15 protein-coding genes and 1 pseudogene are annotated in these 12,988 nt (G+C 70.4%); 5 read left to right on the top strand and 11 right to left on the bottom strand.

Annotated elements, in window-relative coordinates:
• Positions 1–305: 305 nt before the first annotated feature.
• On the bottom strand, positions 306–1,199 hold the full coding sequence (locus DJ81_RS05705; RefSeq protein WP_094588913.1) for a fumarylacetoacetate hydrolase family protein: 894 nt from the start codon (positions 1,197–1,199) through the stop codon (positions 306–308).
• A 36-nt stretch (positions 1,200–1,235) separates the two neighbouring features.
• Positions 1,236–2,591 carry an amidohydrolase family protein gene (locus DJ81_RS05700; RefSeq protein ID WP_094524981.1) on the bottom strand — a complete coding sequence of 452 codons (1,356 nt, stop codon included), beginning with the start codon at positions 2,589–2,591 and terminating at the stop codon, positions 1,236–1,238.
• 101 nt (positions 2,592–2,692) lie between these two features.
• Between DJ81_RS05700 and DJ81_RS05695 the strand changes: the two genes are divergently transcribed.
• Complete coding sequence (locus DJ81_RS05695) at positions 2,693–3,307, top strand: TetR/AcrR family transcriptional regulator (RefSeq protein WP_094588911.1); 615 nt, start codon at positions 2,693–2,695, stop codon at positions 3,305–3,307.
• A 93-nt stretch (positions 3,308–3,400) separates the two neighbouring features.
• Here DJ81_RS05695 and DJ81_RS05690 read toward each other — a convergent pair whose 3' ends face one another.
• The 5 genes and pseudogenes from DJ81_RS05690 to DJ81_RS05670 form a co-directional block, all read right to left on the bottom strand.
• Complete coding sequence (locus DJ81_RS05690) at positions 3,401–4,633, bottom strand: MFS transporter (RefSeq protein ID WP_094588909.1); 1,233 nt, start codon at positions 4,631–4,633, stop codon at positions 3,401–3,403.
• 53 nt (positions 4,634–4,686) lie between these two features.
• A complete protein-coding gene (locus tag DJ81_RS05685) occupies positions 4,687–5,562 on the bottom strand; it encodes a hypothetical protein (protein WP_249269087.1) in 876 nt (291 codons plus the stop codon).
• Positions 5,563–5,667: 105 nt separating this feature from the next.
• The gene (locus tag DJ81_RS05680; RefSeq protein WP_094524978.1) at positions 5,668–7,062 is read right to left on the bottom strand and encodes a signal recognition particle protein Srp54; all 1,395 of its coding nucleotides are present in this window, start codon (positions 7,060–7,062) and stop codon (positions 5,668–5,670) included.
• 85 nt (positions 7,063–7,147) lie between these two features.
• A pseudogene (locus tag DJ81_RS05675) lies at positions 7,148–7,362 on the bottom strand (histidine kinase); the annotation flags it as partial.
• A gap of 59 nt (positions 7,363–7,421) precedes the next feature.
• The gene (locus tag DJ81_RS05670) at positions 7,422–8,405 is read right to left on the bottom strand and encodes a pantoate kinase (protein ID WP_094528177.1); all 984 of its coding nucleotides are present in this window, start codon (positions 8,403–8,405) and stop codon (positions 7,422–7,424) included.
• Between the two features lie 101 nt (positions 8,406–8,506).
• On the opposite strand from DJ81_RS05670, the gene DJ81_RS05665 reads away from it, so the two are divergent.
• Complete coding sequence (locus tag DJ81_RS05665) at positions 8,507–9,010, top strand: hypothetical protein (protein ID WP_094588908.1); 504 nt, start codon at positions 8,507–8,509, stop codon at positions 9,008–9,010.
• 129 nt (positions 9,011–9,139) lie between these two features.
• Complete coding sequence (locus tag DJ81_RS05660) at positions 9,140–9,571, top strand: pyridoxamine 5'-phosphate oxidase family protein (protein WP_094524975.1); 432 nt, start codon at positions 9,140–9,142, stop codon at positions 9,569–9,571.
• Between the two features lie 12 nt (positions 9,572–9,583).
• Here DJ81_RS05660 and DJ81_RS05655 read toward each other — a convergent pair whose 3' ends face one another.
• Positions 9,584–9,802: a DUF2892 domain-containing protein gene (locus DJ81_RS05655; protein ID WP_094524974.1), complete on the bottom strand. Its 219-nt coding sequence runs from the start codon at positions 9,800–9,802 to the stop codon at positions 9,584–9,586.
• A gap of 162 nt (positions 9,803–9,964) precedes the next feature.
• Between DJ81_RS05655 and DJ81_RS05650 the strand changes: the two genes are divergently transcribed.
• Both DJ81_RS05650 and DJ81_RS05645 read left to right on the top strand, forming a co-directional pair.
• Entirely contained in the window at positions 9,965–10,462 is a 498-nt protein-coding gene (locus DJ81_RS05650) for a FlaD/FlaE family flagellar protein (protein ID WP_094524973.1), read from the top strand.
• A gap of 2 nt (positions 10,463–10,464) precedes the next feature.
• Entirely contained in the window at positions 10,465–11,520 is a 1,056-nt protein-coding gene (locus tag DJ81_RS05645; protein WP_094524972.1) for a hypothetical protein, read from the top strand.
• Positions 11,521–11,548: 28 nt separating this feature from the next.
• On the opposite strand, the gene DJ81_RS05640 is transcribed toward DJ81_RS05645, so the two are convergent.
• The 3 genes from DJ81_RS05640 to mnhG form a co-directional block, all read right to left on the bottom strand.
• The gene (locus DJ81_RS05640) at positions 11,549–12,022 is read right to left on the bottom strand and encodes a hypothetical protein (RefSeq protein WP_094524971.1); all 474 of its coding nucleotides are present in this window, start codon (positions 12,020–12,022) and stop codon (positions 11,549–11,551) included.
• Positions 12,023–12,126: 104 nt separating this feature from the next.
• Entirely contained in the window at positions 12,127–12,522 is a 396-nt protein-coding gene (locus DJ81_RS05635; RefSeq protein WP_094528183.1) for a hypothetical protein, read from the bottom strand.
• Between the two features lie 86 nt (positions 12,523–12,608).
• Positions 12,609–12,950 (bottom strand): monovalent cation/H(+) antiporter subunit G, encoded by a 342-nt coding sequence (mnhG, locus tag DJ81_RS05630; RefSeq protein WP_094524969.1) that lies wholly within the window; start codon positions 12,948–12,950, stop codon positions 12,609–12,611.
• Positions 12,951–12,988: the final 38 nt, after the last annotated feature.

Genomic DNA, 12,988 nt, shown 5'->3' with positions numbered 1-12,988 from the left:
GCGACCGAGTGAGGCGCACAGCGAGCGTGCGCCCGCCTCGCGGCTGGGGCTTTGGAGATGTTCCCCGCCGGTCTGATATCGACCGTCTATAGCCGAGCGGCTGGGGCTTTGGAGATGTTCCCCGCCGGTCTGATATCGACCGTCTATAACCGAGCGGCTGGGGCTTTGGGAGCGTTCGCCGTCGCTCCGCTGTCTGCTATTTATACCTGAGCGGCTCCGCGCTTGTGAGTTCTCGCCGCCCGAGCAACGACGTATAAACAGCTGCCGACGACACGCTCTGTCAGTTATAAATATCGCCGATGTTGTTATGCCCCGTCGTACGCGAACTCGCTCGTCAGTTCGCCGACGCCCTCCACGCCGACCGTGACGCTGTCGCCGTCCCCCAGCAGCACCGGCGGCTCGCGGTAGACGCCGACGCCCGGCGGCGTGCCGGTGAACAGCAGGTCGCCCGGCTTCAGCGTGAACGCCCGGCTACAGAAGGAGACGAGCTCGTCGACCCCGAAGATCAGGTTCGCCGTCGTCGACTCCTGGAGCCGCTCGCCGTTCACGTCCGCCCAGATCGCGAGGTCGTGCGGGTCGCCGACCTCGTCGGTCGTCACGAGCTCCGGGCCGACGGGGGCGAACGAGTCGAGGCTCTTGCCGCGGACCCACTGGCCGTCGCCGTGCTGGAGGTCGCGCGCCGACACGTCGTTGCCGACGGTGAAGCCGGCGACGTGATCCATCGCTTCCTCCGGGTCGACGCGGCGGGCCTCCTCGCCGATGACGGCGACGAGTTCAGCCTCGTAGTCGACCTTCTGGGTGAGGTCCGGGTCCCACGTGACGGCGTCCTCGGGCCCCGCCACCGAGGTGGGGAACTTCGAGAAGAGGACCGGCTCGTCCGGGATCGGGTTGTCGCCCTCCTCGGCGTGGTCGCGGTAGTTGAGGCCGACGCAGACGACCTTCTGCGGGTCGGAGACGGGCGCCGCCCGCGAGAGGTCGGCGGCGTCGTAGCGCCCGACGCCGGTCTCCGTCGCGTACTCGACCGCCAGTTCGGCCTTCCGGCGCCACTCCCAGTCGGCGAGCAGGCCGGTCGTTCCGCCGTCGATGTGGACCCCGGTGGCCGCGCCCGCCTCGGCGAGGTCGATCACGTCGCCGTCGTCGGTCGGTACGCCGCACCAAGGGGATTCTGCGTCCGTCGTTCGGTATTGTCCGAGTCGCATTGAGATGTGGTGAGTGATGACGTCGAATCGCGCTGTCTACAGGTCGATGCCGGCCTCGTCGAGCAGGCGCTCGCCGGAGGCGACGAACCGGTCGAACTCCTCGTGAACCTTCGGGTTCGTCAGCTCGCCGTCGCGCTTGACGACCTCGCCGTCGACGAGCACCGTGTCGATGTGCGAGGGGTCGGCCTGGAAGACGACGGTCTGGACCGGGGAGTGCGAGGGCGCCGTCATGAAGTCGGAGGCGTCGAAGAGGACGAGGTCGGCGCGCTTGCCGGGCGTGATCGTCCCGATCTCGTCGTCGAGGCCGAGCGCCTTCGCGCCCTCGATCGTCGCCATCTCCAGCGTGTCGCGCGCGGAGAGGCTCACCTCGGTGACCTCCTCGTCGCCCTCGAGGACCGCCTGGTTGTCGAACATCCGCTGGAGCTGCATCCCGATCCGCATCTGGCTGCCCATGTCGCCGCTGACGTTCGAGCAGACGTCGACGCCCCACGCCGGGCGCCCGCCCGCCTCGAGCACCTTCTCGGTGACGGGGATGCCGTGGCCCATCTGCATCTCGACCTCGGGTGTCGACGAGAAGGAGACGCCCTGCTCGACGGCGTGGTCGACGTCCTCCTGCGCGAAGTGGTTCCCGTGGGCGACGTTGACGTCGGGGCCGAGCATGTCCTCGATGGCGCCGAACCCCTGGTACTCCTCGCCGTACACCGACGACGGCCACAGGGCGGCGCCCATGTGGATCGTCGAGAGCGCCCCCAAGTCGCGGGCCAGTTCGAGGTCGGCCCGGGCGGTCTCATCGGTACAGAAGTCCGGGCCGCGGAGCCCGAGCGCCAGGCTGAGCAGGTCGTCGTCGCGGATCGCGCCCTCGTAGAGCTCGCGGATGTTCTCCTCGGGGAGGCCGACGTCGCTCTCGTACCACCACTTCGCCGCGTCGTCGCCCGGCGGACCGTAGGTGTACACCGCCCGCAACCCGGCGTCTCGCAGCGCGTCGACGGCGCGTTCGCCGTGTTCGAGCGTGTTGGGGTACGACCAGTCCAAGGCCGTCGTCGTCCCCGTGTGGAGCTTCTCGAACGCGCCGAAGAGGCCGCCGAGATACATGTCCTCGGGCCGATACAGCCCGGTGATGTTGCCGAGCATGTGGTCGAAGTACTCGCCCATCAGCGACCAGTCCCCGGCGATGCCGCGGACCTGCGTCTGCGCGAGGTGAATGTGCGAGTCGACGAATCCGGGAACGACGATCTGGCCGGCGGCGTCGATGACCTCGGCGTTCTCGGCCGAGAGTCCGCGGCCGACGTCGACGATCTCGCCGTCCTCGATCAGCACGTCCGCCTCCGCCAGCTCGCCGACGTCGGGATCGAGAGAGACGACGGTCCCGTTTCGGATGATCTTTCGTGTCATGTCCGACTGTACCGTTTGACCATGAGGTTAAAAATTTACTGTATGGTAAACCGAATCGGACGGTGGGATCGCTTATGTGTCTCACCGTCGGAGAGGGCCGTATGAGCGACTCCCGCGAGACCGTCTCCTCCAAGGACACCGAGGAGGTGATCATGGAGGCCACGTTCCGTGCGCTGAGCAAGCACGGGTACACGGACCTCCGGATGCGCGACATCGGCGAGGAGATGGACCTCACCCGGCAGGTGATCCACTACCACTTCGACGGCAAGTACGACCTGCTGTCGTCGTTCCTCGAGTACGTCATCGACCAGTACGAGGGGAGCGTCGAGGTGGACGCGGACGACGACCCCCGCTCGGAGCTCGACGCGCGGATCGACCAGTGCCTGTTCGGGCCCGAGTTCGAGGAGTTCTCCCACTGGGAGCGCATGAAGGTGTACCACGAGCTGTACACCCACGCGCAGAACGACGGTGACCACCGCGAGATCTTCAACGAGCACTACGACCGCGTCCGCGGGAGCATCATCGAGGTCGTCGAAGACGGGATCGAGACCGGGGAGTTCGAGCCCGTCGACGCCGAACGAATGGGCCAGCTCATCACCGACGTCATCCACGCCGCGCGCGGCCGTCGCATGGCGCTCGGCCACGAGGACGCGCCGGCGGAGGCGCGGAAGGCGATCGACCAGTTCGTCCTCGACTCGCTGTACGCCGACGACTGACGGACGCGACGCCGAGGGCCGGCGACCGGGATGTCGATCGAACCGTCGCCGGACCGCGCCCCGCCGGTGCCGAACCGGCAGCCGTTCGCCGGGTCACCCGGTGACCCACAGCGCGACGGTACCGGCCGCGGACACCGCGAGGACCGCCGCGAGCAGGCCGAACGCGGGCCGAAACCCGGCCGTATCAGCGACGACGCCGACGATCCCCGGCGCGAGCGCGCCGGCCCCCATCAGCAGCGTCCGGACGACGCCGAGCCCGCCGCCGGCGAGCCGCTCCGGAAGCAGCTCCATCAGGTACGCGCTTCGGACCGGCTGAAACCCGTGTGATCCGACGCCGAAACCGGCGACGGCGACGGCGGCCGCGACGACGCCGACGTCGAGGGGAGGGAGCGCCACGAGCGCCGCCAGCCCGGCCGCCGCCAGCCCGCTCGTCGCGACCATCACCGGGAACCGGCCCACCCGATCGGAGAGGTCGCCGCTGAGGAGCTGGACGAGCGCGACCGCGAAGAGGACCGAATACAGCAGGCCCGCGGTCGAGGTCGCGAGCCCGACCTCCTCGGCGAGGTACAGCGGGAGGAACGCGACGAGGCCGTTGTGAGCGAACGAGACTCCGACGGTCACCGAGACGAACGCCGAGAAGCGTCGATCGCCGAACTGACGCAGGTATTCGCGCGCACCCACCGACTCGGTGTCTCCCGAGTCGGTCGCGGGGCGCTCCCTCGCGAAGCGCCCGCCGAGTCGCAGGGCGGAGACGAGCGCGAGCGCGAGGAAGGCGATCCCGGTCAGGAGGAAGAGCGCGCGCCAGTCGGCGCCGGGCAACCGGTCGAGCGCGAGCGCGAGCGCCGCCGGCGGCGAGAGGAACGCCACGACGACCGCGGGCGCGACGACCCCGCTCAGCGCGCCGAGCGTGTCGTGGATGCCGAGCATCCGCCCCATTCGAGCCGGGTAGACGCGGGCGAGCAGGCGCACGGCGACCGTCTTGTGGACGCCCGTCCCGACTCCGATGACGGCCATCGCCGCGACCAGCGCCGCGAACGGCGAGTCGACGACGAGCGCTAGGGCGCCGACCCCCGCGACCGACGCGCCGCCGACGACCACGGGGACCGGACCGATCCGGTCGGCGACCGCGCCGCTGGGGAACTGCATCAGCGCGTACGCGATCATGAACCCCGAGAAGGCGGCACCGATCGTGGCGTTGCTGAGGCCGTACGTCGACTGGAGGGGACCGAAGAGCGGCGGGAAGAGGTAGCGAGCGAACTTCCCGAGGAACCAGATGACCGAGACGAGGATCAGTGCGTCGTAGCCGCCGATCCGCCTGAGTTCCATCTATCGATCGTAGCCGAGCGGGACGTATAAGGGTCGTGAAGACGCCCATCGAGTCAGCGGACCGCGTCGACGTCCGCCATCGCGGCGACCTTCAGGGCCGCCGCGACGTTGAACGCGAGGGCGATCGGCGCCGCGACCACCGCCGCGACGACCGCGGGTACCGGACCGGAATAAGCGAGGGCGCTCAGCGGGACCGAACAGAGCGCCGTCGCTGCCGCGAGCGCGAGGAAGAACCACAGCGGCCGGTGTCGCGTGACGAGCCCGTACGCCCGCCGAATCGCGGACTCGATCCCGCGGTCCTCCAGCACGAGGACGTACACCGTCGGGAAGAACAGGTACGAGAGGACGAGGAGGGCGACCACGGCAAACACGAGCAGCGGCGGGAACGCGGCCAACGGCACGACGGCGAGGAGGATCGCGGCGACGACGAGCGCCTCCAGCGCGATCAGCCGGACGGCGAACCGTCGGACGTTGGCGACGAAGTCGAATCGACCGGTCGTGATCCCCTCGGCGATGCTCCCGAAGTACCCTGCGCTCAGCGCCCCCGAAACGACGACGTACGCGCCGAGGAGCGGGACGGCGAGCGCGAGTGGCCCGACCGAGTCGAAGGGAACCGACGTCGACGCGCCGCCGTCGCCGGGCGGGTCGATGATGCTCCAGAGGTCGTATCGATAGACGGGGAACGACGCGCTGACGGAGACCACCGTGTCGGTCTCCGCCGTGGCGGCCAGGTCCTCGACGTTGAGGAGCGCTGTGAGAAGCGGAACGAGCGCGAGGGGGAGGAGCCGCTCGACGTGCGCGAGCGTCCGGTCGAGGAGCGGGCCGGGACGGGGCGAGCGGTCGGTGACGGGGCCGGCGGCCGACGGCCCGTCGTCCGGCGAGGCGCCGGCCGGACCGTCGGTCGGCGGTTCGTCGGAGGCCGGGACCATACGGGGAGTTCGAGAGCGGCTCTCAAAAGTGTCAGTGGCGCGACGGCGTCGGCCGTCAAGCCACTCGAGGGTCGAAGCGGGCGTCCGGTCGCCGCGAGACGCCGATCAGAACGGGCCCTTGCCGCCGCCCATCATGTCGCCGAGGCCGCCGCCGTCGCCGCCGCCCATCTTCTTCATCATGCGCTGCATGTCGCCCTCGCCCATCCCCTGGAACTGGCTGATCGTCTGTTCCATCATGGAGTGCTGTTCCAGAAGCTGCCGGACCGTCTCCTCGTCGGTGCCGGAGCCGCGGGCGATCCGCTCCGTGCGCGACTGACCGACGACGCGGGGGTTCGTCAGCTCCTCCTCGGTCATCGAGTCCATGATCCGCTCGAACTTGCGCATCCGGTCTTGGGTGACGTCCATCGCGTCGTCCGGGAGCTGGTCCATCATCCCGCCGCCCATGCCGGGGATCATGTCCATCACCTGGTCGAGCGGCCCCATCCGGTTCATCGCGTCCATCTGCTTTTTCATGTCTTTCAGGGTGAACTCCCCCTGCAGCATGTCCTCGGGGTCCCAGTCCTCGTCGTCCTCCTGGGCCTCCTGCATGGCGCGCTCGACGCGCTCGGAGAGCTGTTTGAGGTCGCCCATCCCGAGCAGCCGGGAGATGAACCCGGAGGGCTCGAACCGCTCGATGTCCTGGACCGTCTCGCCGGTCCCGAGGAAGGCGATGGAGGAGTCGGTCTCGTTGACCGCCGTGAGCGCCCCCCCGCCTTTCGCGGTCCCGTCGAGCTTGGTGATCATCACGCCCTCGATCCCGATCGACTCCTCGAACTGGCGGGCCTGCTCCTTGGCGCCCTGCCCGATCGCGGCGTCGAGGACGAGGAGGGAGCGGTCGGGGTCGACCGCGCGCTCGATCTCCTCGATCTCCGCGATGAGGTCGTCCTCGAGCGCGTGTCGGCCCGCGGTGTCGACGATGTGCACGTCGGCGTCTTCCGTCTCTTCGAGGCCCGTCCGCGCGATGTCGACGGGGTCGTCGTTGTCGGGGTTCCCGTAGAAGTCGACCTCCGCACGCTCGCACATCTGTTTGGCCTGGTCGTACGCGCCCGGCCGGAAGGTGTCCGTCTGGATGACGGCGGGGCGGAGGCCCTTCTTCGAGAACCACCACGCCATCTTCGCGGCGGAGGTGGTCTTCCCCGACCCCTGGAGGCCGGCGAGGAGGATCGTCTGGTTCTCCAAGGGGAGCTCCGTGGAGTCCCCGACGAGGTCGACCATCTCCTCGTAGACGATCTTGAGGACGTGGTCCTTCGCCGTGGTGCCGCCCGGCGGCTCCTCTTCGAGCGCGCGGGTCTTGATCGAGTCCGACAGCTCCATGACGAGGGAGACGTCGACGTCGGCCGAGAGGAGCGAGCGCTGGATCTCCTTGACGATCTCCTCGACGTCGCTCTCGGAGAGGCGGGTCTTCCCCTGGAGCTTGTCGAGGCTGCCCCGCAGGGACGAACCGAGGTCGTCGAGTACCATTTGCCGGAGATAGGCGGTCGACGCGGTAAAGCTTTGTTCGTCGGCGTCGCCCGAGGCGGCCGCGGGATCGGGCGGCCCGCCCGCCTCAGAGCTCCTCGGCGATGTACCGCTCCAGTCGGGTCACGAGCTCCGGGCGAAACGTCCAGAAGCCGTCCCAGACGTTGGTTCGTCCTCGAGCGCGAGCAGTGCGACGTGATCGCCCTCGGAACCGCTCGGCGGCGCGAACACGACGAACCACGACCGCCGGTACGGGTACGAGGTGCCGGTGTGGACCGTCAGCGGGAGCGCCGAGAGCCCGTCGAAGAACGGGCGGAGCGACTCAGCCATGTCCGCCACTCCGGCCGAACGCGGCAAAGTCCTTACTCACGGTTGCGGTCCCCGGCGAGCCGCGCGCCCGCGGCGTCGATTCGGCAGACTCGGGGGTCGTAGCCCGCGTCGGAGAGCCCGGTGCCGAGCGCGAAGACGGTGCGCCCGAGCATCGCCATGGCCGCCCCGGGGCCGTCGGCCGCGCCGCCCGAACCGCCGTTCGCCTCGGCGACCGCGTCGATCGCCTCGGCGACCTCGGGAACGAGGAGGTCCGCCTCGCCGGCGAAGTCGCGGGCCGCGGCCATCAGCGTCGGGAGCCGCGGGTCCGCGCGGAGGCGGTCGAGCGCCGCCTCGCCGGCCGCGGAGAGGGCGGTCGTGTCGCCGCCGAGGACCGCCTCCGTCGACAGCTCGCCGAAGGTGACGTACTCCACGCGGCCGACCGCGGGGATCCCGTCGAGCTTCCCGACGCCCGGCGCGCCGGGCGTCACCCGGATCGGGACGCCGCCGCGCGCCTGCGCGACCACGTCCCCGAGGCCGGTCCCTCGGTTCACCTCCGCCTCGTGGGCGGTCCGGACCAGCTCGTTCTCGGAGCGCCCGCGGTCGAGGGCGTCGTTGGCCGCGAGCGCCGCGCCGAGCGCCGCCGCGCCGGAGACGCCGAAGCCGGCGCCGATCGGGAGGTCGGTCTCGACCGCGACGTCGACGGGGACCCCGTCGGCGTCGCCCGCGCCGCCCGCGGCCCCCAGCTCCGCGAGCACGTCCTCGACCGCGCCGATCGTTCCGGGCTCGCCGTCGATCGCGCGGGATCCGGCGTCGCCGTCGGTCGGGAGGTCGGCGGTCTGCGATCCGTGGGCCGCTGGGTCGGCGGTCCCCGACCCGTCGGTCTCGGTCCCCGCCGCCGACACCCGGACCGTCACGCCGTCGGTGAGGGCGAGTCCGGCCCCGCGCGACCCGGCCGCCGCGGGGCGCTCGGCCGGATGGGCGCTGAAGAAGGCGGTGACGTGCCCGGGAACGAACGCGGTCGCCCGCTGCCTGCTCATGCCGGACCGGAGGACCGCGCGTCGATTAACGGTTGTTATCCGCGGCGGGCGGAGCGTCGACACCGCAGACGGTAAATAGTCCCCACCCAAACCCGCGTCGTATGCGAGACCAGTTGCGTCCCGTCCTCGCCGCGGTCCTCGCGCTGGCGTTCCCGGGGCTCGGTCACCTCGTCTTGCGCCGCTGGGGACGGGCGCTGCTGTGGCACGTCACGGTCGTCGGCGGCGGCGTCGCGCTGCTCGCGCTCTACGACGTCGACCCCGCCGGGCCGGCGGCGTCGCCGGTCGAGGCCGCCGCCGCGCTACCGACCGAGGTCGCGCTCCCGGTCGCCCTCCTCACCGTGCTCTCGTCGATCGACGCCTACGTCGTCGGGCGGGCGGACGTCGCCGAGCGGAAGCGCGTCAACGCGACCGCGGAGGCGGTGCGACGCCGCGCCGCGAGCGCGGACGACGAGGGGGGCGCCGCCGGCTCGCCGGTCGCCGGACTCACCGGCGAGGGCGGCGAGGCCGTGCGGGTCGAGTGCCCGGCCTGCGGGAAGGAGACCGACGCCGAGCTCGACTTCTGTCACTGGTGTACGGAGCCGCTCCCGTGGAGCGAGGGCGAGTGAGTCTCCCCGGGCGCGAGCTTTCGGGGTCCCGACGCGCCGTGTTCGAATCGGCCGGCGCCGGCGCAAGGGGTGCTGACGGTCGATTGACAGGAGTGGTGCCTATTTGTCCCTCCGCCGCGTGTCGGACGTATGGAACACGCAGAGTACGTGTACACGAGCGGCATGTCCGAGTCCGACGTCGACGACCGCCTCCGAGCGGGCGAGCACGGCGTTCTCGGGCTCGCTGACGCCGACGACTCGTACGCCGTCCCGCTGAGCTACCATTACGACGGCGACCGGTTCCTCCTCCGCGTGAGCGAGCACGACGGCGACAGCGAGAAGGGGAAGTTCATCGAGACGACCGAGACCGCCACGTTCGTGTGCTACGAGGGCTCGGCGACGGAGTCGTGGAGCGTTCAGGTCCGCGGCCCGCTCCGGGAGTGGCAGGGGGACGTCGACGAGGAGACGCTCAACGAGTGGTTTCCGCCGTTTCGGCTGTTCGACGAAGCGGTCGAGCGCGTCGACTTCTCGCTGTACGAACTGGAGGTGGAGACCGTGACCGGTCGGGAGACGGTCAGGTAGTCCCCGTCGGGGTCACTCCACCGGACAGCGGTCGATTCCGAGCGCCCGATACAGCAGACACCGCCGCGTCGCGCCCTCGACGATCAACACCGCGCCGGCGAGGCCGAGGCCGACCGCGGAGCCCACCGGAACGCTCACCTCGCCGCTCGCGACGAGGACGGCGATGACCGCGAGCGCGGCGCCGCCGGCGACCCGTGCGAACGCGTCGATCCGTCCGACGTTTCGTTTCACATACGGGGTAGCGGCTCCGCACGGGAAAGCGCTGAGGTGACTGCGGTCCCGGTCCCGCGCCGTCGGCCCGGCGAATAGTTTCTCACCGCTGATAACTGCGGAGGAACTATCATATATGCCGACGGCAACCGTGACCGTACGGACGCGAACGACGGACGGAACATGAGTCTGAATCCACGGAGATACGACGTACGGGAGCTGCGCCGGATCGCGGACGCACCGCGGGACGGCGCGGACGGAGCGCCTCGGGAGCGGTCGCTTCGTCAGCCGAACCGGAACCGAGCGGAGCAGGCCGCCCGCTCGGCCGCGTTCACGGAGCTGCTCCAGCGCCAGCGAGGGCTGCGGCTGGCCGGCGGCGGGGACCGACCCGCCGACGCCGGCGACCGCCCGTACCTGCGGGCGGTCCCGGCCTCGACGGACGCGGAACGCGAGGTCGGCGAGTGGCTCGGCTACCTCGTCGACGTCGGCGGCCGCCTGCGAGCCCGCGACGCGCTGTCGTACTACGCCGAACTCGGCTGGGTCGCCCCCGACGCGGTCGACGCGCTGACGCGTCGACTGGAGGGGTTCGACGCCCCCCGCCACGATCGGCCGTTCACTCCCGCGGACCACCGGATCAGTCTCGTCTCCATCGTCCGAATCGCTTCGTGTGCGAGTGATTAACAATGAGCGACGACGACGAATCCACGGAGATCAACAGTACAGACGGCCCGGAAGCGGTGGGTGTGAAACTCGGCAGCACGCGGACGGTGCTCGACCTCCCCGACGGACGGGGGGGCCGCGAGCGACACTCGACGCTGACGTGTCTGGCGACGTACGAGGACGCCATCACGGGCGATGAGCGGGTCCTGTTCGGCCACGAGGCCGCGATCGAGTACCCCGACACGGTGCGGTTTATGCTCCGGTCGGGGCTGCCGGAGGACGACGAGAGCGTCGCCGACGCCGAGCGCTTCTTCGAGGCCCTCGTGGACGCCCACGACGTCCCCGAGGACAGCGCGGTCGTCTACGCGGTCCCCACCATCGACAACGAGGCGGGCGTGGAGAACCTCAAGTCGGTCATCGAGGGCTCCTGGATCGGGCAGGCCGAGACGCGGAGCTACCCGGAGTCGCTGTGCGGGGCGATCCCCGCCTACGGCGACGACCTGGCCGCCATCGACGAGGTGTTCGTCTCGATTAACATGGGGTCGACGACGTTGGAGGCGTGCGCCTACCGCCGCGGCGAGCAGCTCTCGCCGTTCTCGACCGGCTCGGTAACGGGCAACGAGGTCGACCGCCGGATCGTCGCCGCCGTCGAGGAGGAGAGCCAGGGGCGCGTCCACATCGACCGGACGACCGCCCGCGAGTACAAGGAGGAGCACGCCGACGTGTACGACTTCGAGCCGTTCACGGACGTGATCCAACAGCCCGGCGGCGGGAGCCACGAGTTCACCGTCGACCGCGGCGTGCGGGAGCCGGTCGACCGCTACATCGACGAGGCGGTCGACGTCGTCGCCAACGAGTTCCTGCCGGAGCTCGCGAACGACCACATGAAGCCGTACCAGCTCGCGCTGGGCCGGCCGGTCGCGGCGACCGGCGGCATGGCCTGCATCCCCGGGCTCGCCGAGGAGTTCGAGAAGCGGCTCTCGGCCGAGCTCGACCGCGACGTCGAGGTCGTCTCCCCCGACGACCCCGCGACCGCCGCCGCCGAGGGCGCCGGTCGGATCGCCGAGCGCCTGATCTGAGCGGTCGCCGCCGTTTTTTAACTGCGTCTCAGACGTCGAACAGCCGGTCGGCGTCCTCCGCCTGTCGGCGGTAGATACCCCGTCCCTTCAGCCGCGGCACCTCGTGTCGGTGGAGCGTCTCGTCCTCGCAGTCGTACACGATTGGGAAGACGTTGGTCCGGCGGCGGGCGACCGTGTACGAGCGCGCCGCGTCGACGAGCGACGGGTCCGGATCGGGAACCGGGAAGACGACGTAGCCGAGGGGGGTCGTCGAGCCGTGCCGGTCGTCGACGCGGTCGACGAGCACGTCGCGGAACGAGTCCGCGACCGCGACGAGGTCCTCCGGGCTGGGGTCCGGCTCGTCGTCGACGAGCGTGGCGATGACGGCGACGGGGCCGATAGAGGCGTCCTCGTCGCGGGTCTCCCATACCGGGTCGAACCCGTTCGTGTACTCGTCGACCGGCTCGAAGCCGTGCTTCCGACGGTTCTCGACGACGGCGTCGCGGTACTGCGTGTGGTCCATACGCTATCACACGACTTGGATGTTAAAAAATGACACACATGGCGGCGACCCGCGCGAACTCCCGGCCGCCTTCGAACGCGCTCGCCGCGTCCGATACCCCTCAGTCACCGGAGCCGATCGAGCTCGTCCGCCGCCGCGAGCGCCGCGATCATGAGCCGGTGTTGCACCGCCCAGAATCGCTTGGCGGCCGCGTACGCGACGGCGACGGCGGCGGCCGCGAGGAGCCCGGCGACCGGGCCGGCCGCGGCGGCGACGACGTACGACTGGTAGCCGAGCGCGCCGACGACGACCGCCGCGACGAGGGTGGCGAGGGGTCGACGCGAGGGGTTCCGAGCGACGTCCGCGAGGCCCCGCAGGTCGCGTTCGAACGCCGGCGGCACCTCGTCGTCGACGCGGATACGGTCCCTCGCGGACCGCGTCCGGGAGTCGCCGTCACCGCGAGCGGTCTCGTCGCCCTCGGCGGCTCGCGTCGAGCGCGGCGATCGAGTCGGTCCCGACATACGAGTGCGAGGAGAGACCTGTCCGGCATATACCTTGCGGGTAGTTCACATTCGACGGGAGCGGGCGACGCGCGTCGGGAGCCCCCTCACTCGTCGTCCGATCTCCCCGGCCACGTGACGGACCCGAGGAACGGGACGCCGGTCCGTTCCGCCGCCCGCGAGATCATGTGCGCGCCGGTCGGCACCGTCAGGAACAGGAAGACGATACCGATGAGCGACGAGAGGCCGGCGCCCCCGGGACCGAAGTGGACGAACCCGGCGAGGAAGACGGCGACCGCACCGATGGTCGCCGGCTTGCTCGTCGCGTGCATCCGGTTGTACACGTTCGGCAGCCGCAACAGCCCGATCGTCCCGACCGTGAGGAAGAACGCCCCGACGACGACGAGCGCGATGACGATCCACGCGCGTATCGGAGTCGATTCGATCATCGGCGTCCCCCTCCGGAGGCGCGCTGCCCGGTCTGACT

The organism is Halorubrum sp. Hd13 (assembly GCF_002252755.1).
Classification (GTDB): Archaea; Halobacteriota; Halobacteria; order Halobacteriales; family Haloferacaceae; genus Halorubrum.
Note: the sequence above shows the minus strand (reverse complement) of the source record. Positions and strands in the feature narration are given on the sequence as shown.